Annotated in this window: 20 protein-coding genes and 2 tRNA genes; 10 read left to right on the top strand and 12 right to left on the bottom strand. The window is 64.5% G+C overall.

Annotation, left to right across the window (positions count from 1 at the left end; genetic code table 11):
• The first annotated feature begins 275 nt into the window (after positions 1–275).
• The gene (locus H8B02_RS06265) at positions 276–524 is read left to right on the top strand and encodes a DUF1127 domain-containing protein (RefSeq protein WP_229165366.1); all 249 of its coding nucleotides are present in this window, start codon (positions 276–278) and stop codon (positions 522–524) included.
• Between the two features lie 372 nt (positions 525–896).
• Here the strand turns inward: H8B02_RS06265 and H8B02_RS06260 are convergent.
• A tRNA-Gly gene (locus tag H8B02_RS06260) sits at positions 897–970 on the bottom strand.
• A gap of 491 nt (positions 971–1,461) precedes the next feature.
• Between H8B02_RS06260 and H8B02_RS06255 the strand changes: the two genes are divergently transcribed.
• The gene (locus H8B02_RS06255) at positions 1,462–1,848 is read left to right on the top strand and encodes a YciI family protein (protein ID WP_212309740.1); all 387 of its coding nucleotides are present in this window, start codon (positions 1,462–1,464) and stop codon (positions 1,846–1,848) included.
• 21 nt (positions 1,849–1,869) lie between these two features.
• On the opposite strand, the gene H8B02_RS06250 is transcribed toward H8B02_RS06255, so the two are convergent.
• The gene (locus H8B02_RS06250) at positions 1,870–2,277 is read right to left on the bottom strand and encodes a hypothetical protein (protein WP_229165365.1); all 408 of its coding nucleotides are present in this window, start codon (positions 2,275–2,277) and stop codon (positions 1,870–1,872) included.
• Between the two features lie 101 nt (positions 2,278–2,378).
• Entirely contained in the window at positions 2,379–3,176 is a 798-nt protein-coding gene (locus H8B02_RS06245; RefSeq protein WP_173637263.1) for a lytic murein transglycosylase, read from the bottom strand.
• Between the two features lie 287 nt (positions 3,177–3,463).
• Between H8B02_RS06245 and H8B02_RS48830 the strand changes: the two genes are divergently transcribed.
• Both H8B02_RS48830 and H8B02_RS06240 read left to right on the top strand, forming a co-directional pair.
• Positions 3,464–3,964, top strand: coding sequence for a MerR family transcriptional regulator (locus H8B02_RS48830; protein ID WP_376711604.1), 501 nt, complete (start codon positions 3,464–3,466; stop codon positions 3,962–3,964).
• Positions 3,900–4,226 carry a VOC family protein gene (locus H8B02_RS06240; protein ID WP_376711603.1) on the top strand — a complete coding sequence of 109 codons (327 nt, stop codon included), beginning with the start codon at positions 3,900–3,902 and terminating at the stop codon, positions 4,224–4,226. The genes H8B02_RS48830 and H8B02_RS06240 overlap by 65 nt, the downstream gene beginning before the upstream one ends.
• Before the next feature lie 68 nt (positions 4,227–4,294).
• Here H8B02_RS06240 and H8B02_RS06235 read toward each other — a convergent pair whose 3' ends face one another.
• Both H8B02_RS06235 and H8B02_RS06230 read right to left on the bottom strand, forming a co-directional pair.
• Positions 4,295–4,522, bottom strand: coding sequence for a hypothetical protein (locus H8B02_RS06235; RefSeq protein WP_021081740.1), 228 nt, complete (start codon positions 4,520–4,522; stop codon positions 4,295–4,297).
• 155 nt (positions 4,523–4,677) lie between these two features.
• Positions 4,678–4,974, bottom strand: a complete 297-nt coding sequence (locus tag H8B02_RS06230; protein WP_229165363.1) for a hypothetical protein — start codon at positions 4,972–4,974, stop codon at positions 4,678–4,680.
• A gap of 435 nt (positions 4,975–5,409) precedes the next feature.
• Between H8B02_RS06230 and H8B02_RS06225 the strand changes: the two genes are divergently transcribed.
• Together H8B02_RS06225 and H8B02_RS06220 are read left to right on the top strand one after the other, a co-directional pair.
• Positions 5,410–5,805: an NUDIX hydrolase gene (locus tag H8B02_RS06225; RefSeq protein WP_092115072.1), complete on the top strand. Its 396-nt coding sequence runs from the start codon at positions 5,410–5,412 to the stop codon at positions 5,803–5,805.
• 169 nt (positions 5,806–5,974) lie between these two features.
• Positions 5,975–7,288 (top strand): chloride channel protein, encoded by a 1,314-nt coding sequence (locus H8B02_RS06220; protein ID WP_229165362.1) that lies wholly within the window; start codon positions 5,975–5,977, stop codon positions 7,286–7,288.
• 8 nt (positions 7,289–7,296) lie between these two features.
• Here the strand turns inward: H8B02_RS06220 and H8B02_RS06215 are convergent, their stop codons facing one another.
• From H8B02_RS06215 to H8B02_RS06205, 3 genes are all read right to left on the bottom strand, one after another.
• A complete protein-coding gene (locus H8B02_RS06215; RefSeq protein ID WP_229165361.1) occupies positions 7,297–8,493 on the bottom strand; it encodes an adenylate/guanylate cyclase domain-containing protein in 1,197 nt (398 codons plus the stop codon).
• A gap of 488 nt (positions 8,494–8,981) precedes the next feature.
• Positions 8,982–10,226 (bottom strand): metal-dependent hydrolase family protein, encoded by a 1,245-nt coding sequence (locus H8B02_RS06210; RefSeq protein ID WP_229165360.1) that lies wholly within the window; start codon positions 10,224–10,226, stop codon positions 8,982–8,984.
• Positions 10,227–10,258: 32 nt separating this feature from the next.
• A complete protein-coding gene (locus H8B02_RS06205; RefSeq protein ID WP_229165359.1) occupies positions 10,259–11,614 on the bottom strand; it encodes an MFS transporter in 1,356 nt (451 codons plus the stop codon).
• A gap of 116 nt (positions 11,615–11,730) precedes the next feature.
• Here H8B02_RS06205 and H8B02_RS06200 point away from each other — a divergent pair, with 116 nt between their 5' ends.
• Entirely contained in the window at positions 11,731–12,648 is a 918-nt protein-coding gene (locus H8B02_RS06200; RefSeq protein WP_229165358.1) for a LysR family transcriptional regulator, read from the top strand.
• Positions 12,649–12,670: 22 nt separating this feature from the next.
• Here H8B02_RS06200 and H8B02_RS06195 read toward each other — a convergent pair whose 3' ends face one another.
• A complete protein-coding gene (locus H8B02_RS06195; RefSeq protein ID WP_229165357.1) occupies positions 12,671–14,131 on the bottom strand; it encodes a purine-cytosine permease family protein in 1,461 nt (486 codons plus the stop codon).
• A 299-nt stretch (positions 14,132–14,430) separates the two neighbouring features.
• Between H8B02_RS06195 and H8B02_RS06190 the strand changes: the two genes are divergently transcribed.
• Positions 14,431–15,102 carry an FMN-dependent NADH-azoreductase gene (locus tag H8B02_RS06190; RefSeq protein WP_229165356.1) on the top strand — a complete coding sequence of 224 codons (672 nt, stop codon included), beginning with the start codon at positions 14,431–14,433 and terminating at the stop codon, positions 15,100–15,102.
• A 36-nt stretch (positions 15,103–15,138) separates the two neighbouring features.
• Positions 15,139–16,023 (top strand): polysaccharide deacetylase family protein, encoded by an 885-nt coding sequence (locus tag H8B02_RS06185; RefSeq protein ID WP_229165355.1) that lies wholly within the window; start codon positions 15,139–15,141, stop codon positions 16,021–16,023.
• On the opposite strand, the gene H8B02_RS06180 is transcribed toward H8B02_RS06185, so the two are convergent.
• Complete coding sequence (locus H8B02_RS06180) at positions 16,004–16,933, bottom strand: LysR substrate-binding domain-containing protein (protein WP_229165354.1); 930 nt, start codon at positions 16,931–16,933, stop codon at positions 16,004–16,006. The two genes, H8B02_RS06185 and H8B02_RS06180, sit on opposite strands and share 20 nt — an antisense overlap.
• Before the next feature lie 24 nt (positions 16,934–16,957).
• Positions 16,958–17,569, bottom strand: a complete 612-nt coding sequence (locus tag H8B02_RS06175; RefSeq protein WP_229165353.1) for a DUF1989 domain-containing protein — start codon at positions 17,567–17,569, stop codon at positions 16,958–16,960.
• 102 nt (positions 17,570–17,671) lie between these two features.
• Here H8B02_RS06175 and H8B02_RS06170 point away from each other — a divergent pair, with 102 nt between their 5' ends.
• Positions 17,672–18,547, top strand: a complete 876-nt coding sequence (locus H8B02_RS06170) for a LysR family transcriptional regulator (protein ID WP_283842149.1) — start codon at positions 17,672–17,674, stop codon at positions 18,545–18,547.
• 157 nt (positions 18,548–18,704) lie between these two features.
• On the opposite strand, the gene H8B02_RS06165 is transcribed toward H8B02_RS06170, so the two are convergent.
• Positions 18,705–18,790: transfer RNA gene (locus H8B02_RS06165), tRNA-Tyr, on the bottom strand.
• Positions 18,791–19,006 lie beyond the last annotated feature (216 nt).

The following is a 19,006-nucleotide window of genomic DNA, read 5'->3' as shown; positions in this document are numbered from 1 at the left end:
AGCCCGACAATTTCTGATGGGCCTCATTCTTCGGCCGCGCATATCTGGGCGTTAAGAATTTTACACCAATTTTTTCGTCTCACGAATCCACGCAAAATGTTTCGTTGGTACCCTTGAACTTCTCGCTTATCGAGACGGACACATGACGGATTGCGTCGCTCCGGATCCGAGCGAAAAGCTGGTTCGATCGACCGACATCCACGGTGACGCGCGCACCGATCGTCGCACGCCTATTTTGAACAAAGTTGATATAATCTGGAAAGATTGGAAACACAGTGCCTCCATTTGCTTCTGCCCTCGCGGAATATTCCTGGCGATCGCTGTTCACGGCGGGTGGTTTACCGCTTCCCATCATTTTCCGGCTGCCGCTGATTTGGTTGGAGCGCGCTCATTTCAGGGCAAGGCTGCGGGAGGATATCAAGAGCGATCCCTATCTCCTGCGTGACATCGGCATTAGGGTGGATGACGCGCAAGCAGAAGCGGTGCGTTTTTTCTGGGAGCCGGTCTTGCTCAAAAACCACTGACCCAATTCGCATCGAGACGGGCGCGGCCGCTGCTGAGTAACAGATTTTCGGGGGCTCTCCGCGAAGATGCGCCGATGTGTTTGGCGAGGTGTCGAAGCCGAGCGGCTCGACTTCAATTCCGGAACCAAGGTGTCGATCGTCGTCGCGTCCTAGTCGACCCGTCCTGCTTCTACGCCATCGTCGCCGATTACCGCACGCGCGCGCAGCACCTCCGAACCCAAGATCTTCGGTTTGATGGGCTCGCACCTCATTCGGTCTGGAGCTGTGCGCTGAATATGGGAGCATCACGCGAAACAGTCGAGCATCAGAACATGTAAAGCGGCCTGGCTGTCAGAATGAAATCCGACACTCTCGCTAAGTCTTTGAAAAAATTGGAGCGGGTGAAGGGAATCGAACCCTCGTATTCAGCTTGGAAGGCTGCTGCTCTACCATTGAGCTACACCCGCATCGAGCGATCACCTAACACGGCCGGACGGCCGTCTCAACTGCCTCGGCGCGCGTCCCTGTGCGCCGGTAAACGCGAATATGTTCGCGCAATCCGGCCGGTTCCTGGCCCGGATGGGACGGACGGCGGCCTTAACAGCGGCAGATTCGCCACCTATATTGCTGGTCCCATCAACAAAGAAAGGAGGTGATCTAGTGTCTTGTCTCAAGCGCTGTCACCTCGCTGGGATCGCCCGCTAGGCTCTGAGTAATCAGCCTGGCATCGGGGCGCTCTCAGCCCTGACCAGCGAGACAACAAATCCGGGGGCGCGGCGGAAGCGATTCCGCCGCGCCTTTTTGGCTGTTCGGGCCGCGCTACTCGCCGCCGCCATGCCGCCGGCGGGATACCTTGTCGCAGCACAAAAACCGGCGGGTCGGCTACACATGAAATGTCGGCGTGGCTGGCTCTGGGCCGTCCTTGGGCCTGCCGCAACAGAAATGAGGAGCTCACGAGATGCTTTATGCCATCCTGGCCTATCACGTCGAAGCCGAGGTCAAGTCGTGGAGCGCCGATGAGGACGCAGCCGTCATGGCGGGTCTGCGCGAGGTGCGTCAACGGTTGAAGGGGCGGCTCGGCCCGGCTGCACGGCTCGGCGAGACCCGCAACGCCAGCACCCTGCGCGGGCCCGGCCACGGCATCGTGATCGACGGCCCGTTCTCGGAGACCAAGGAGCAGTTGCTGGGCTTCTACGTGATCGATTGCGCCGATGAAGCCGAAGCGATCGCCGCGGCGCGGGACCTGCGCAGCGTCAACCCGTCGGCGGTCTACGAGATCCGCGCGCTGAAGCGCTACACCCCCGGCGCACCGTTTCCGGAAACCGCGGGCCCAAGCGACGCGTAGAGATCGCGCCTGGAGAGCTGCTCAACGGCTCGAGCGTTTCGGCAATTTCGGCAGCTTGCTCGGATCGAACTTCGGCAGCGGCAAATCCGGCGGCGGCTCGGGTGTCACCTCGTGGCTCGGCATCAGCGTCACCTCGAAGGCGAGATCGGGCACGGCATCGGCCCTGCCCTTGCAGGTCGCGATCGCGCCGCTCCAGACGCCGTCGAGCCGCACCACGAGATCGTCGGTGCCGAACACGGTCGAATGTCCCTCGGAGTGCCGCCTGGCCGTGAGAACGGCGGAGAAGCGCTCGCCGTCGACCTCATAGGTGCCGCTGTAGAGCATGATGGCATCGCTGCCCCACAGCCTGCCGTCGGCCACGTGCACGATGCCGGTGCCGTCGGCGAGCGACGTTCGAAACCACGCCGCATAAGTGCCGTTCTTGAGCATGGAGCCTGCCTCCACTCGCTCCGTTTCACCGCAAACGATCTGGGCACCGTTGCGTTAACAGGGAGTGAAGGAACCTGGGGTGAAGGAACCCTGCCCCGCGCTCATTGGCCGTCGATCTGTCGTCCCATGATGGCGATCGCCTTCTGATAGACCTGCGCTGCGTTCCATGCCTCGATCGCGGCGAAGTTGGGTTCCCCGGGCTGATAACCGGCGCCGGCGCGCCAACCATGGGCGTGCAGGAAGTTCGCCGTCGAGCTCAGCGCGTTGGCGGCAACGTCGAGATTGCCGGTGCCATAGGCGAGGACGTTCTTCGGCATGAACTGGGTCTGGCCGATTTCACCATGCATCGAACCGCGCGTGCTCCCGGACAAAGTACCGCGGTCGATCAGCTTCAGCGCGGCATAGAGCTGGTCGGTGAAGAAGTCCGGGCGGCGGCAGTCATAGGCAAGCGTCGCGATCGACGACAGCATGTTCTGGTTGCCGCGCTGGCTGCCGAAACCGCTCTCCATGCCCCAGATCGCGATCAGCGGTCCCGGCGGCACGCCGTAGCGCTGCTGGATCGAGGCGAACAGCGCCGCCTGCGACTGCTTCAGCGAACGGCCGCGCGCTACGATGGTCGCAGATCCACGCTTGGCCATGAATTGCTCGAGCGACAGGCCAAAACTGCGCTGGCCGCGATCGGCGGCGATCGTCGCACTGGCGTAATGTGCCTGCATCAACGCGTCGATCGCGGTGGCGCCGACGCCCTTGGCCCTCGCCTCGCCGGCAAACTGCTCCTTCCAGGCTTCGAATCCGCCGGGCCCGTTGCCGCACTGTGCCGCGTTCGCTTCTGCGCCCAGCGTTGCAACCATCACGACGATGGCGAGCGCCGACGTCGCAATCTGCCAGCCCCTGATCATCCGAAACCTCCTCCGAAAAATGTGCCGCCGCCCCTCGCGGGCGCGGCGCTGACGATGGCCTGATGTAGATGACCCGGCGATGAACGATCCGCCTCAGATTCGGCGGCGGACCGTCACGATATGTCGCCGACAGCGGATTGGCCATCCCGGCCAGTTCAGGCAGGCCGGGACATTTGGCCCCTGCGTCCGTGTCAGCGGATTGATGCGCCCGGCGCAGCCCCGCAACACGGCGCTTGACATTGACGTTAATGAGAAGGTGCTAGGCCGACCCTCGACAGGAGATCGCGATGCGGATTCAGGAGGCGGCACACCATCTTGGCGTGAGTGCACGGGCGCTTCGGCATTATGAGGCGGCTGGCCTGATCGTGCCGCGCCGGAATTCGAACGGCTATCGAAGCTACTCTGTGTTGGAGATCGAACGGGCTGCGTGGGTGAGAGACCTCATCGCCGCGGGCTTCTCGACCCGCGAGCTTCGCAATCTTCTGACTGCGCTTGAAGACGGCCGGCGCGGCGCGCGCGTGAACTGCTCGGCAGTGATGCAGGAGAAGCTCGACCAGATCGATCGAGCGATCGCGGCGCTGCGCAAGCGGCGGCGCGCCTTGTCGCGTCGTCTGGCTGGACCGGATGGCGGTCGCAGCAACACGAGAACATCAGGACCTGGCGATGAAGATACTCAATATCCTGGCGAGACGTTACCTGCCGCTCGAGGGCCTGGACGAGGCCGTGGCCTTCCACGAAGCCCTGATCGGCCAGGCGGCGCGCCTTCGCTTCGACTATCCCGAATATGATCTCAGGCTGGCGCAGGTCGCCTCGATCCTGTTCATTGCAGGGACGGAACAGAGCCTGAAGCCGTTCACGGCGACGCATCTGACATTTCTGGTCGATGACATCGACGCATTCGCCGTGCATCTCCCCGGCGCCGGCGCCACGATACTGGAGGCCCCGAAGCCGGTCCCGACCGGCCGCAACATGCTGGTGCTGCATCCGGACCAGACACGCGTCGAATATGTCGAGCATCGCGACAAGCATCCCGCCGATGCGCTGCCTTGAGCGTGTCAACCACACGGCGGTGATGACGACAGCGCCGGCTCGCAAAATGCCGTACGCGATGCTGCGTTCTACGGCACCTCGCCTCGCCGCAGCGGGCCGACGGTCTGCGGACGGTTGAGAAAGAACTCGCGGTTGCCAAGCGCGGCCTCCGCATACTGGTCGATCGCCACGATGATCGCCTGCACATGGTGAAAGCACCAGCCTTCCCGCGTCGCCATGTGCCGGACCTCGGCCAGCGCCTTGATCCAGGGCGCATGATCATCGCTGTCGTGGAAATACCGAAGCGGCTCTCTCATCTTTCCTCCGGCAGATCACGTCCTCCAGCTCGGCGCGCTTGCGCGACAGCAGAAGCTGCGCCGATGCACTATCGCGTCCGGCCTGCCTCAGCCGGTTCACGGATGCGTCGAGCTCGCGCAACTCGGCGCGCAGCCGCCGCATCCTTAGTGCGTCATCACCCACGCGCTTCGCCGGCGACGAGTTCCCGCTTCGCCGCGCGAAGAAAGATCGATGTCGCGGCACGGCGGCGTGGAGCAACGCTCGCATGCACGATGATCGGCTCGCGGTCGCCCAGCATGCCCCGTTCTTCGACCAGGCGGCTCATCACCAGGCGCATCTTCAGGAGGTCCCCGGCCACGAAGGCGCAGTCCTCATCCCGGTTGATCTGCTGTCGCATGATGGCCTCGGCCTCGAGCATGCTGACGCGCAGCGCCCTGATCTGCCTGCGAATTTCGTTGATACGATTGTCCATGGCGGCCTCCTATTCACGGTGGAGGGCAATTAGAACAAAACAAGAACATACAGTCAAGCGGCGGAGCCTGCCTGTCATGGATTTTTGTCATCGAAGGCGCTGCCCGGTTCCTGCTGCGGGAACCAGGAGGACCACCATTCTCACAAACTCAACGTGAGAACGTTCGATGAAGCGACCGAGAGCCACGGACGAACGCGCCCGGCGGGGATCGGGCGAACCTGTGCAAGCGTCCGCAATGAAGCCGCGACGGACCGCCACAGCCGGCGGCCTCCTCCTCTTACGAGGATGCGTGTCGTCAGGATTTCTCAGTGCTCAGGCGATCCGTGGCAGACAAATAGCCGACATATGACTGTGGAACAATTCGCCCTTGGAACTTGTCTACTCAAATAGACAAATTAGAATGGAGCCGATTCTGTTTCGATCATTGCGCAGTACATGACGAAGTCTTCCAAACTGGTTGCCGCGAAGCGCGGCAAGGTCCTTCTGGTCCGACGTCGATCTGACGGGCTGTGGATGTTCCCCGGCGGACGCAGGCGTGCGCGCGAGACCGGCAAGGACTGCCTGAAGCGTGAGATCAAGGAAGAGCTGCCGAAGCTCAAGCTCGGCAGGCTCAGCCTGTGGAAGGAAGTGACGGCCAAGAACAAGCGCTCCGGCCGCAGGATGAGCGATGCGATCTTCATCGCCAAGAACGCCAAGGGAAGGCTGGCGATCGGCGACAAGAAGGAGATCGACCGCGCCGCCTGGCAGAAGCCCCGCGGACTTCGCCTGACGCCGACCTCGCGCTATATCCGCGATCGGCTGTTTCCAAGGAAGCAGCGGCGCCGGAGATAGGCGGCGGGATCTCTGTTGCCCGCGGAAAAGCACAGATTTCGGCTTCGGCATCTGGCGGCTGCGCGGGCACGCCTTGCTGATTTGTTGAGCTTCACCCACCATCGACGCGTGCTAGGAATGGCGAGATCCGTCCGGACCGGACCACGACATCAGCCGGAATTGCGTCAGAATGGGCTTCCCCTCCAACCGCCAGAGGCGGCTGTTCAGAATCGTTTCCGCGCGTTGGCAGCGCCGGGCCATCTTCTTGCTGGGCGGCATTGCGGTCGGCGCGGCGGCCGTCGCACTCGCCCAGCTCGCAGATCTGGCGCAGGTCGCCTTCTCCGCACTGGTGTCGCATGTCCGCTATGCCTCGCTGGTGCTGACGCCAATGGGCTTCGCGCTGTCGGTCTACCTGACCAAACGCTTTTTTCAGAACGCTCAAGGCAGTGGCATCCCGCAGGCCATCGCCGCACGCCATCTGACCGACCAGACCGCGCGGGAAAGTCTGGTTTCGCTGCGCATTGCCACCGGCAAGATTCTGCTGACCCTGTTCGGGCTATTGTGTGGCGCATCGGTCGGGCGCGAGGGACCGACGGTGCAGATCGGCGCGTCGATCATGTTTGCGCTCGGCCGCTTCTCGCCCCGGCGCCAACCCGGCTTGATCCTTGCCGGCGCGGCCGCGGGCGTCGCGGCCGCCTTCAACACCCCGCTGGCCGGGATCGTGTTCGGCATCGAGGAAATGAGCCGCGCCTTCGAGACGCGAACCTCCAGCCTGATCATCGGCGCGGTGATCGCCGCGGGCCTGACCTCGCTCGCTCTGATGGGCAACTACACTTATTTCGGCACCAGCGCGACGGCCCTGCGCAACGGCGCCGACTGGCTCGCGGTCCCGCTCTGCGGCGTGGCCGGAGGTCTGGCGGGCGGCCTGTTCAGCCGCATCCTGATCGCAATGGCGCGCGGATTTTCCAATCCGGTCGGGCGCGCGATCAAGCGCTACCCGGTTGGCTTTGCCGCGATCTGCGGATTTGCCGCGGCGATTTGCGGAATCGCTTCCGACGGCGCGATCTACGGCACGGGATATCAGCAGGTCAAATCCGCGCTCGAAGCAGGATCGCAATTGCCCGCGAGCTTCAGCGTGTGGAAATTCCTGGCCACCACATTCGCCTCGATCAGCGGCATGCCGGGCGGCATCTTCGCGCCATCGCTCGCGGTCGGCGCCGGGCTCGGCTCCAACATCGCGCCGCTGTTTCACGGCGCACCGCTTGCGGCCATCATGCTGCTCGGCATGGTTTCATATTTCGCCGGCGTGGTTCAGGCCCCGATTACGGCCTTCGTGATCGTCACCGAGATGACCGACAATCACGCCATGGTCGTGCCGCTGATGGCCGCGGCCCTGATCGCGCACGCGAGTTCGCGCCTGATCTGCAAGGAGGGCGTCTACCACGCCCTTGCCAAGGGATTCATCGATCGAGCTGCGCCGGCGCAGAAGGCGACGCCGGCCTGAAGATTTCTTCAGCCGTTATAGGCAAACAGCTCGATCGGCTCGCTGAAGCCGCGCACCGGATGCTCGCCGACATGTTCGAGCGCGAAATCGTGCTCGACGAGATCCGCGAAGGCGCGGGACAGCAGCACCGTCTTCTTCAACTGCTTGGTGAGGGCTTCGAGGCGCGAAGCCATGTTCACGGCGGGGCCGATGACGGTGAAGTCGAGCCGGCTGCGCGATCCGATATTGCCGTACATGACGTCGCCGACATGGACGCCGATGCCGTAATTCATCGGCGCACGGCCCATCATGCCGTTCCTTTCGCTCAGCGCCGCCATCGCCAGCCGCGCCTCGGCTACCGCATGCAGCAGGTTGGCGCAGGCCTTGGGCTCGCTGAGCGGAAAAATGGCGAGCAGGCCGTCGCCGATGAACTTCAAAATCTCCCCGCCGTGCCGCGCGATCGGCTCCGACATCGCATCGAAATAGTCGTTGAGCAGATCGATCACGTCGTCGCGCGGCCAGCTATCCGAGATCCGGGTGAAATCCCTGAGGTCGCAGATCATGATCGCGGCGCTCACCGTGGTCCCGCTGCCCCGCCGCGTCGCGCCGGCCAGGATCAGCTCGCCGGCGTGCGACCCGACATAGGTCTCGAGCAGCGTCCGCGCCAGGCGGTTCTTCATCCGGATCTCGCTGACCAGCGCCAGCACCGGCAGCACCGTCTTCAGGCTGGCGATATGCGCATCATCGAAACCTCCGGCACGGTCGGTCGCGAAGGTCACGACATGCCGCTTGCCGAGCGTATGCAGCAGCGGCCACGCCACATAGTCGGTCAGGCCCTGCGCGCGCATGTCGTCATAGAGCGCGTGCTGGCGGCCCTGCGACGGGTCACGTTCGAGCTTCTCGCGCACCTCGTCGGCACCCTGATGGATTTCGTAGACCGGACTGCCGATATATTCCGATCGCTGCTGGACATCGTAGTCGACCCGCGTGATCTCGGCCTCGCGCTTGCCGTCCGCCCAGATGATCCGGGCGCCGAGCCATTGCGGATGCTGGATCAGGAGATTCATGGTCGCCCGCTTGAGCGGAATGCCCGTGCGCTGCAGCCGGATGCACAGCTCGGCGAAGATGTTGTCGATGAACCGCTGGTCGCGGGTCTCATGGGTCAGCCAGGCCACAACGTCGCCGTCGGACTGCGGCGTGACGGCATCGATGTTGGGCGCGTTCATGGCTTGCTCCGGAGCGGCGGATGGGATCGGCAGGCGATATGTCGTGTTTCCGCCCGGCCGCGTCAACGCCGCCAGCGGTATCGTGATCGAGCTAATCGGCCTGCCCGAGCCCCTCGAAGGGCACCGCGGGCCTCCGCGTGGTGTGGTGAGGCCGGACGGTCATAAGAGAGCCGGATGCGATAGCCTGCCCTCGCATGGACGCACTGCCAAAATATCGAAAACAACCCCATGCAAAGTAGCCGGCGGACACGGCGACTTGACTCGTCGGGCAACTCACTGGCATTCTTCTATTATCCAGAAATCGTGCAGAGGCGTCTCGCTCCGGGACTATCGCATATGGCGTTTGCGGACTTCTGCAACTGACGCCTCGACGTCGTCATGGCCGGCTATGTAACGTGGCCGATAGCCATACGCGATCGCCCTGCCCGCTTGCGCGGGAGGTTCAGGAAGCCTGCCACAGGATCGATCCAGCCTGACTTTATCTTGCGTTACCCGCCCAGCCGGTCGACCTCGGCCTTGCCGGCCTTCATCACCAGCGGGATGTGCTCGCCCTGGCCGAGCAGGCAGGTCACGTCGCGCAGCGGATTGCCCTCGACCACCAGCAGATCGGCAAAGGCCTCCGGCGCGATGCGGCCGAGCTTGCCCTCCATGCCGAGCACCTCGGCGCCGACAATGGTCGCGCTCGCGATCACCGCCTGCGGGCCCAACAATTCGGCGCGGATTCGGAACTCGTCGCTCTGCAGGCGCTGCGACGGCCCAAGCAGGTCGGTGCCGAAACCCATCTTGACGCCGGCCTCGCGGTAGATCGCGAGCGAGCGCAAGCCGGCGTCACGGACGTCGGCGACCTTGGCGACACTCGCGGCAGGAAGGCCGTATTTAGCGCCTTCGGTGGCCAGCGCCTCGTAGGTGACGAGCGTCGGCACCGCATAGGCGCCCTGCTCGGCCATCAGGCGCGCGGTCGGTAGGTCGACCAGATTGCCGTGCTCGATGGTGCGCACGCCGCAGCGCACCGCGCGCTCGATCGCCTCCGCGGTGTAGGCATGCGCCAGCACATAGGTGTGACGCGCCCGCGCCTCCGCGACGATGGCGCGGATCTCGTCCTCGGAGTAGCCGAACGCGCCGATCGGATCGGTGGGCGACGCGACGCCGCCGGACGCCATGATCTTGATCTGGTCGGCGCCCATCTGCAGTTCCTCGCGCACCGCCTTGCGCACCGCATCGACGCCGTCGACGACGCGCGCGATCGCGCCGACCCGCACGCAGCAGGAGCAGGTCGGGTCGCTCAGATAGTCCGAGCGGCCGCGCCCGTCGCCGTGCCCGCCGGTCTGGCTGAGCGCGCGGCCGGAGACGAACAGCCGGGGCCCATCAGTCAGCCCGGTGTCGATCGCCTGCTTGAGCGCATAGCCGGCGCCGCCGGCATCGCGGACGGTGGTGAAGCCGCGCTTCAGCATGCCCCGCAGCAGCATAGTCGAGCGCAGCGTCACCAGCACGTTGGCCATCCGCGCCTGCTGCGATAGATCGAGCTCGACGGCGACCGCATGGACATGCAGGTCGATCAGGCCGGGCATCAGGGTCTTGCCCTTGAGGTCGATGACACGATCGACTGAGGCCTCGATCGGCCGATCGGACACCTCCTTGATCAGGCGATCCTCGACCAGCACGTGGTGGTCTTCGAGGAGATCGGGCCGCAGCGGATCGAGCAGCGCGGCATTCTTGAAGAGGGTCGTGGACATAAGGGTCTCCTGTCGGGACGCGGCCGGTGTGATCACGCGGCTTCGCTTGCGATGTCTTCCAACGATCGGCCGCGCGTCGGCACGCCCATCAGCACGACGGTGACGGCACCGACCAGCAGCACCGTCGTGGTGACGCCGAACACACCGGCGAAGCCGAAATTCGGGTAGAGATAGCCGACCAGGATCGGGGCAATGATCGCGCCGATGCGGCCGATGGCGGACGCAAGGCCTGCCCCCGTGGTCCTGATCGCCGTCGGAAACACCTCGGCCGTGTAGGCATAGACGCCGGCATAGGTGCCGTTCATGAAGAACGACAGCAGCAGGCCGGCCGCCATGATCTGCCCGTCGCTCGCGGCAAAGGCGAGCCCGAGCGCGCTGGCGCCGCCGAGGATCATGTAGGACGCGATCGTGGACTGCCGGCCGATCCGCTCATTGAAAAAGGCGGCGGTGAAATAGCCCGGCACCTGCGCGCAATACATCGCGAGCGAATAGCCGAAGCTCTTGGTGATGCTCATGCCGTTCTGCACCAGCAGGCCGGGAATCCAGACGAAGAACGAATAATAGCTGAACGTGATCGACAGCCACATGATCCAGGTCATGGTGGTGATCCGCGCCTGGCGGCCGGTCAGCAGCGCCGCAAAATTGCTCAGCAGCGTTCCCGACGATACGGCCGGCAGAACGGGCTCTGCGACCGGCGGCGGCAGCACGCGGCCCTCGCGCGCAAAGCTCGCCTCGACTTTATCGAGCACCGCTTCAGCTTCTTTCACCCTGCCGCGGCTTTCCAGCCAGCGCGGAGATTCCGGCAGCGACCGGCGCCACCACAGCAGCATCACGACAGGTATTGCAGTGATCACGAGCACGATGCGCCAGCCATTCTCGTAGGCGGGCACGATGAAATAGCCGAGCAAGGCAGCCGCGACGAAGCCGAACGAGAAGAAGCCGGCGAGCGCGCCGGTGAAGGCGCCGCGGTAACGCCGCGCCACGAATTCCGCGAGATAAGGCGCGATGATCGCGCTTTCCGCGCCGGTGCCCATGCCGGCGACGACGCGCGCGGCGAAGAACGCCGGCCAGCTGTCCACTGTCGCGCTCACCAGCGAGGCTGCACTGTAGAGCGCGAGCGCCGACATCATCACCGTACGGCGGCCGATCAGGTCGCCCAGCGTCCCCGCGAGCAGCGCGCCGAACAGATAGCCGACAAAGGTGCTGCTGCCGAGCACGCCGGTCTCGACATTGGTCAGCCCCCAGGCGGTGCGCAGCACCGGGAGGATGAATGCCAGCACCGCGGCATCCATCGCGTCGAACAGATAGCCCAGGCCGCCCATCAGCAGCAGGTGCACATGGAAACGCGCGAACGGCAGGCGCTCGATGCGCGCCGATATCATTGACATGAATATCCCCCTGAACCACGGCCCGGCGCCCGTGTTCGGGGGAATGATAGACAAACCTCAATTATCGCAATAATTTATAATTATGATCTAGTATATCACCAACATGAATGTCGCCGATGCCGTTTCGCACGCTCGATCTCAATCTCCTGAAAGTCTTCGAGGCGCTGATGACGGAGGGCAGCGTCACGCGCGCCGCGAACACGCTCAAGATGACGCAGCCCGCGGTGAGCAATGCGCTGGCACGACTACGTGACGCGCTGAGCGATCCCCTGTTCGTCAGATCCGGCACGGGAATCCGCCCGACCCAGCGGGCCGTGGCGCTGTGGGATCCGATCGGCGGCGCGCTGGAGAGCATCCGCGGCGCGCTCGACGAGGAGGTCTTCGATTCACGCCGTGCGCAGACCGAGTTCAGCCTGTCGATGTCGGACTACGTGGCGGCTCTGGTGATGCCGCGGCTATTGAACCGCTTCGCCGAGATGGCGCCGACGGCGCGCATCCGCACCGTGCCGAACACCATCATCGGGATCGCCGACCAGCTCGAGGACAACCGGGTCGATTGCGTGCTGAGCGTTTATGTCAATGAGGCGCTGCATCAGGGACTGATCCGTTCGCGCTCGCTGTGGACGGTGGACTATGCCTGCTTCATGCGGCGTGATCACCCGCTTGCAGGCAGGAAGCGGCTGAATGTGCGCAGCTTCCTCAACGCCAAGCATGTCGATGTGAGCCTGGCCGGCCGAACCTTGCCGACCTATGACCAGTTTCTCGGCTCGCGCGGGCTGTCGCGCAACCTCGTCGCCATCGTCAATCATTACAACGCCGCCTACGAGATCGTGCGCCAGTCCGACCTGATCGCGGTGCTGCCGCGCGACCTCAGCGCGCAGTCCCGCCAGGCGCCCCATCTGCATGCGGTGCCGGTGCCGCTGCCGGCGCCACCGCGCATCGTCAGCCTGTTCTGGCACCAGCGCAACGACACCGTCCCCGCGCAGCGCTGGCTGCGCGAGACACTGGTGGAGATGTTTGCGCGGATGGAGTGAACAGGCGCAAGCCGTACCCCTGTCAGGTCGATGTGGGCGCGGGTTCGATCGACACTGCGTCTGCGGCCGGCGACGGGACACTCCGCGCCAGCGGACGTCCAAACAGCCGATGCAGCGCAAGGTAGCTCGCCATCGCAACGCCGATGCCGGTGAGCCACGACAGATCCAACCCGCCCGTCGCCAACGCCAGCGGGCCCTGCATGGCCTTGATGGTGCCCATCTGGAAGGCCCACGCCGCCACGAAGCCGGCAGCAAAGGCGATCAGCCCCGCCCAGTTGTAATCACGATCCCGACCCGGTTCCTCGTAGAGCGAGGCGACATCGATGCGGCCGCGTCGCACCAGGTAGAAGTCCGCGAGCGTCACGCCCGCCCATGGGCTGATCCAGACGATCAGGGCGACCATGAAATTGTCGAAGGCATGGGCAAAATCGCCCGATTGCAGGAACCCGTACAGGATCGCGGAGGCGATCAGGCCGGACAGCACCGAGATCACCCAGCGCGGCCGCCGCAGATCGAGCGCGAGCGACGACAGCGCCGCCGAATAGATCACGACGATGTTGGTCGCGATCGGGCCATGGAGCAGCACCAGCAGCACCGGCAGCGCCATCGCACCAAACGCTGCGATGATCAGCTTCGACGGATCGGAGCCGGCGCCGGCGGACGCAATAGCCGCACCGAGGAAGGCGAGCCAGACAGTCGGCAGGAACATGCCGAGAAATGTCGCCCGAAACACCTTGGCGGCACTGAGCGAGGGCCTGGTGAAGCGCGTATAGTCGGACGCATAGGTGAGCCACGAAATGCCCCAGCCGATGCCGATCGCGGTCATCAGTTGCGTCGCCGCGGCGAACGCCGGCATGCCGGTCACGGTCGCCGACTGCCACTTGATATCGACGCGCAGGAAAGCAAGCCCGGTCATGACCGCCATGATCAGCAGAATGAACGGCATGGTGTAGCGCTCGAACACCTTGATGGCATTGAAGCCCCAGGCCGCGATGCCGATCTGAAACAGCATCACCAGCACCGCGATCGCGTATTTGAGCTCGATGCTGCCGCCAAGCCCCATCCGATCGAACGCAGCCATGCAGAGATCGAGCACGATCCAGGTGTTGATCGCGACCCACCCCATCGGCATCAGCACCTGCGCCAGCGCCGGCAGATAGGCGCCGCGGCGGCCGAACGCCAGCCGGCCCAGCACCATCTGCGGCACGCCGGTGCGATGTCCCATCAGGCAGAAGGCGGCAAACAGCGCCGCGCCGAACAAATTGCCGACGACAATGACGGCAAGCGTTTGCAGCAGGCTCAGGCCGAGCTGGATTCCGAGCGCGCCCAGCACCCAGTTGATCGGCGCGATGTTCGCGCCAGTCCAGATCCAGAACTGATCGAACGATGACGACGTGCGGTGCGCCGCCGGCACCGGCTCGATTCCGTGGGCATCGAAGCCGGCCTCATCCTGCGCCGGAAGCTGTGTCTGCTTGAGCAACATGTTTCCCCCGTTTGTCCGGCGCATTGGTTTGGGCCGGATGGGGCATCTGAGCAGCAGGCAGCCGTGAGGCGATAATGAGAAATCCTCAAGCCGGGTTGAGACGACGTCGAGAGTGAAGTTTGCGTGCTGAATAGCGACAGATCTCGCCGCGATCACGCTCGCAGACCGCGTCACCATGGCGCTCCGCTTCATTGTTGAGATTTTCTCAACTCAGCTGCCGGATTCGTCAATCACGCCGAACCAGGCACCCGGGGCATTATGCGGCCGACGCATTGCTCCCCAATCAGCCGAGGCCAGGGATGACGACACTTCTGCGTATTGATGCCAGCCCGCGCGGCGACCGTTCGGTCAGCCGGAAACTCTCCAACTCGTTCGTCGAGCACTGGCTGACGCACGAGCCCGGCGCCACGATCATCGCGCGCGACGTCGGCCGCAACCCGCCGCCACTCATCACGGAGGCGTGGGTGGCCGCCGCCTTCACCGCGCCCGGCGACCGCACGGCGGAGCAGCACGACGAGCTTCGTCTCTCCGATGCGCTGATCGACGAGCTTGAACGCGCCAACGTGATCGTGATCGGCGCACCGATGCACAATTACGGCATGCCGGCTGCCTTGAAGTCATGGTTCGACAAGGTGATCCGCATCGACAAGACCTTCAGCTTCGATCTCGCGCGCGGCGACTTTCCGCTCGAGCCGATCATGCGCGGCAAGACGCTGGTGGTGCTGAGCTCGCGCGGCGAATTCGGCTTCGGCCCCGGCGGGGTGCGGGAAACCATGAACCATCTGGAGACCCACATCTTCACCTGCGCGCACTATCTCGGGGTGCAGGAGAGCCATCTGATCGCGGTCGACTACCAGGAGTTCAACGATGAACGCTACCGGCGCTCGCTCGCCGACGCCTTCGCCGCGATCCCGGTGCTGGTCCGGCAGTGTCTTGGAATCGACGAGCCTGTTAATGTGGCCGCGGAATGATGCACCGCTGTCCGCCGGCTGCACGAGGATGATCCGATGATCCGCAACCCCATCCCCTGGCCAAACGGTGCGCGTTGCGCCTGTGCGATCACGTTCGACGTCGACGCCGACAGCCTGATCCACATCGCGCGCCCGAAGGACTCCTTCGACCGGCTCTATCCGATCACGATGGGACGATACGGGCCGACCGTCGGCGTGCCGCGCATCCTTGAGACCTATCGCCGCCTCGGCCTGAAGCAATCGTTCTTCATGCCGGCCTGGGCCATGCAGCGCTATCCGGATGCGGTGGAGGCGATCCTCAGGGATGGCCACGAGATCGGCCATCACGGCTACATCCATGAGGATCCGACGGAGATTTCATCGGCGCAGCAGCGTGAGGCCTTCGAACGCGCCCTCGGCATCCATGTCGCGATGACCGGGCGCAAGCCGCGCGGCTACCGTGCGCCGGTGTACAACGCCAACCAGACCACGATCGACCTCCTGATCGAGCACGGCTTTGTCTACGATTCGTCGCTGATGGCCGACGACATCCCGTACCAGATGCGTACCGCACGCGGGTCGCTCTATGAGATGCCGCCGCACTGGGGATCGGACGACTGGCCGCCCTTCGCCCATTACGCGGAGATCGGCTACATGATGCCGGTCAAATCGCCGAGCGAGGGCCTTGCCGCCTCGTTCGAGGAGTTCGAAGCCGCCTATGAGGCCGGCGGATTCTGGATGGGGATCTGGCACCCGTTCCTGACCGGCCGGCTTGCCCGCTGGCGCGTCGTGGAGCGCTGGCTCGAAGAAATCGTTGCCGAACGCAAGGTCTGGTTCGCATCGCTCGAGGACATCGCGGCGCATCTCGACGGCCTGGTCAAGGCAGGCACGTACCGGGTCCGCGTCGAGACCCTGCCCTACTTCACGCGGCCCGTGTCATGACCTGTTCGGGAGTTGCACGAAAGGTAGCCGCCTCTGTCCGCAACCAGTCGATGAACGCCGTCACTGATTTGTGCCGGGCAGCGCTTGGCGCATCGACGAGGCGATAGGCGAAGCCCGCAAGCGCGGGACCGTCGAGCCGGCGCAGCGTGCCGTCGCGCAATTGCTCGTCCACCAGCGCATCGCTGCACAACAGCGGCCCGAGCCCACGCTCGGCGGCGTGCAACGCCAGCGGCTCCTCGCTGTACCAGGAGATACGGAAGTCCCGGCCGGGATCATGATCGGCCCCCGCGAGCCAGGCCGACCACGCCGGCGAATCCAGCGTGGCGTTCTTCCAGCGGTAGGCCAGCAGCGAACGCGAACGGACGTCGTCGATGGCAAGACGGGCACCGGGCGGACAGATCGCGCTCGCCGCAACCGCGATGTAGCGATCGCTGAACAGCACCGATGTCTCGCCGGCGCGGTCGACGCGTCCGTAGCGGATCGCCAAATCGACGCCGTCGGCACCCGGCGTCCGCACCTCTTCGGTCGCATCGATGTGGACGACGAGGTGCGGAAACGCCGCGTTGAAGCGCGCGAGCCGCGGCATCAGCCAGCGCTCGGCGAAGGCGCGCGTGGTCGATACCGTGATCGCATCGCCGTCGGCCGGCGGACGGATCGCGGCGAACGCGCTCGCCATGCGGTCGAAGCCGTCGCGCAGCATGGGGAACACCGCATGGCCCTCCGCGGTCAGCACGACCGCGCGGCCGGAGCGTTCGAACAGCTTGTGGCCGAGGATCGCTTCCAGCTGCCGGACCTGGTGACTGATCGCCGTCACCGTGACACAGAGTTCATTGGCGGCGGCGGTGAAGCTCTTATGACGCGCGGCGGCTTCGAACGCGCGGACGGCATTGAGCGGCGGCAGCTTGCGCATGATCGGTTCTCCGCGCGGCCTGTATCAGGCGATGAGAAAATGAGCGTCGGTCGGCCGCATGTCGTTCACCGGCACCATGTCCTGCGGACAGGCGGAGAACACGATGACCAGATCCATCTCGGCACGCAGCGCCACATACTGCCCCGCCTCGCTGACGGGCGACTTGAAGTCCAGTTGACCACCGTCGGTGACGGGTACATTCATGAACAGATTGAGCGGCGCCGGCGTCACCGCAACCGACAGGCCGATCGCCTCGAGCGCGTGCGCCAGATTCTGTGTGCAATTGTCGTGATGGCCGACCGCACCGAGCTGACGATAGCGGTGAATGTCGCAGGCCGCGATCAACGTGTCGTGGATTCCCGGCGTCGTGTCGGCGACGAAGGTGAGGATCGCGCGGCGCCGGTTGGTAGTCAGCGTGTCGCCCACGCGCGGAACGAGCCGCAGCATCGATGCGCGGCTGTGCTCCATCGACATGAACTCGCCGGTGTCGCGGGCATTGAAGGCCCAGGTATCGACCACCTGCTTGCCATGGGTGTTGACGACCATGACCGTCTCTCCCGCATCCAGGCGAGCCGCCACGCCATTGCGGGCTGGAATCAGACGGGCGCGGGTCAGATCGATGGTTGCTGCGGTCATTTGGTGCCTCCTCAATGGCTCGTTGCGCCATTGGAGCACCGCTCTTCATGTAATTCTAATAATATTAATTGTGTCCATTATAGCAGATTCGTATAGTCGCTCATGCGCCTCAGACAGCTCGAATGCTTCCGCGCCCTTATGCTCCACGGCACCATGACCAGGGCTGCCGAACTGCTCGGCATGTCGCAGCCCGGCATCAGCACGATGATCGCGGGCCTCGAGCACGAGACCGGCCTCAATCTCTTCCTGCGCCGAGGCGGCCGCCTGCAACCGACCCCGGAAGCCAAGCTGTTCTATGTCGAGGCGGCGCGCGCCCTCGAAGCTGCCGAGAACGCATCGCGCGTTGCGGCCGAGATCAGGTCCGGCCGGCGCGGTCACCTCGCGATCGCGGCCTATCCGAGCATTTCGATCAACCTGCTGCCGCGCCTGCTAGCGCAGTTCGCCAGCAACAAGCCCGAGCTGCAGATCAAGATCATCACGCGCAATTCCGCGACCGTCCGCGAGCTGATCTCGACGCAGCAATTCGATCTCGCGGTCGCCGAGCTGCCGCAGGATTATCCGACCTCGCACATGGAGGTGTTCTCGTATGAGTGCGTGTGCATGCTGCCGCATGCGCATCCGCTGGCGAAGCTCAAGCAGATCACCCCTGATGACCTCGACGGCGTCCCGTTCGTCACGCTGTTTCGCGGCGATCCGATCTACCAGCAGCTGGCATCCGCCTTCTCCGAATATGGCGCGCGCTGGAACGTGGTGGCGGAGACCGAATTCTTCTCGACCGCGTGCCAGCTCGTTGCCGAGGGCCGCGGCGTCGGCATCGTCGATCCCGTGGTGAGCAAGCCCTTCACCGAGGGCCTCACCATCCGCCCGTTCAAGCCGAAGATCCAGTACCAGATCGCGATCCTCTCCCCGACGCATGAAGCGCCGTCGCAGATGGCGCAGGATTTTGCCAAGCTGCTGCGGCGTGGTTTGCGGGGGTGAGTGGCGCAGTATGATGCTGCTGGAGACGTGGGAGTTGGGGCGCGCCAGATGCAGCCCGCCTTCGCCCTTTGGGCTTCGGCGCGGCAGCCTTCGCTCACTTCGCTACGATGGAGTCTTGCTGGCTTGCCTAGCCGTAGCTCGCGAAGCGAGCGAAGGCTGGTGGGGGAGGCAGGACTCGAACCTGCGAAGCCATGAGGCGGCTGATTTACAGTCAGCTCCCTTTGCCACTCGGGACACTCCCCCGTCCAACAGCATCAGACCGGCCGCGCGAGTGGCGGCGGACCGGGTCATCGAGATGACGCTGATAACCGGCCGACCCGAAGCGGGTGCGCGGTCGGGCGCGTTTATGGGCGAAGGCGGTCCCCAAAGTCAACCAAGCGGGCCGCCTATTTGCCGGTTAAATTGCCAATAATCGAGAGCCGTGACACAAGCCTCACATGAGCGATCGCGACCGCAAAC

Source organism: Bradyrhizobium altum (assembly GCF_020889705.1).
Classification (GTDB): Bacteria; Pseudomonadota; Alphaproteobacteria; order Rhizobiales; family Xanthobacteraceae; genus Bradyrhizobium; species Bradyrhizobium altum.
Note: the sequence above shows the minus strand (reverse complement) of the source record. Positions and strands in the feature narration are given on the sequence as shown.

Bases quoted from the DNA above. Each gene is read 5' to 3' on its own strand.
- H8B02_RS06255 (WP_212309740.1), top strand. From the start codon at position 1,462: ATGCTTTATGCCATCCTGGCCTATCACGTCGAAGCCGAGGTCAAGTCG.
- H8B02_RS06250 (WP_229165365.1), bottom strand. From the start codon at position 2,277: ATGCTCAAGAACGGCACTTATGCGGCGTGGTTTCGAACGTCGCTCGCC.
- H8B02_RS06245 (WP_173637263.1), bottom strand. From the start codon at position 3,176: ATGATCAGGGGCTGGCAGATTGCGACGTCGGCGCTCGCCATCGTCGTG.
- H8B02_RS48830 (WP_376711604.1), top strand. From the start codon at position 3,464: ATGCGGATTCAGGAGGCGGCACACCATCTTGGCGTGAGTGCACGGGCG.
- H8B02_RS06235 (WP_021081740.1), bottom strand. From the start codon at position 4,522: ATGAGAGAGCCGCTTCGGTATTTCCACGACAGCGATGATCATGCGCCC.
- H8B02_RS06230 (WP_229165363.1), bottom strand. From the start codon at position 4,974: ATGGACAATCGTATCAACGAAATTCGCAGGCAGATCAGGGCGCTGCGC.
- H8B02_RS06225 (WP_092115072.1), top strand. From the start codon at position 5,410: ATGACGAAGTCTTCCAAACTGGTTGCCGCGAAGCGCGGCAAGGTCCTT.
- H8B02_RS06220 (WP_229165362.1), top strand. From the start codon at position 5,975: ATGGGCTTCCCCTCCAACCGCCAGAGGCGGCTGTTCAGAATCGTTTCC.
- H8B02_RS06215 (WP_229165361.1), bottom strand. From the start codon at position 8,493: ATGAACGCGCCCAACATCGATGCCGTCACGCCGCAGTCCGACGGCGAC.
- H8B02_RS06210 (WP_229165360.1), bottom strand. From the start codon at position 10,226: ATGTCCACGACCCTCTTCAAGAATGCCGCGCTGCTCGATCCGCTGCGG.
- H8B02_RS06205 (WP_229165359.1), bottom strand. From the start codon at position 11,614: ATGTCAATGATATCGGCGCGCATCGAGCGCCTGCCGTTCGCGCGTTTC.
- H8B02_RS06200 (WP_229165358.1), top strand. From the start codon at position 11,731: ATGCCGTTTCGCACGCTCGATCTCAATCTCCTGAAAGTCTTCGAGGCG.
- H8B02_RS06195 (WP_229165357.1), bottom strand. From the start codon at position 14,131: ATGTTGCTCAAGCAGACACAGCTTCCGGCGCAGGATGAGGCCGGCTTC.
- H8B02_RS06190 (WP_229165356.1), top strand. From the start codon at position 14,431: ATGACGACACTTCTGCGTATTGATGCCAGCCCGCGCGGCGACCGTTCG.
- H8B02_RS06185 (WP_229165355.1), top strand. From the start codon at position 15,139: ATGATCCGCAACCCCATCCCCTGGCCAAACGGTGCGCGTTGCGCCTGT.
- H8B02_RS06180 (WP_229165354.1), bottom strand. From the start codon at position 16,933: ATGCGCAAGCTGCCGCCGCTCAATGCCGTCCGCGCGTTCGAAGCCGCC.
- H8B02_RS06175 (WP_229165353.1), bottom strand. From the start codon at position 17,569: ATGACCGCAGCAACCATCGATCTGACCCGCGCCCGTCTGATTCCAGCC.
- H8B02_RS06170 (WP_283842149.1), top strand. From the start codon at position 17,672: ATGCGCCTCAGACAGCTCGAATGCTTCCGCGCCCTTATGCTCCACGGC.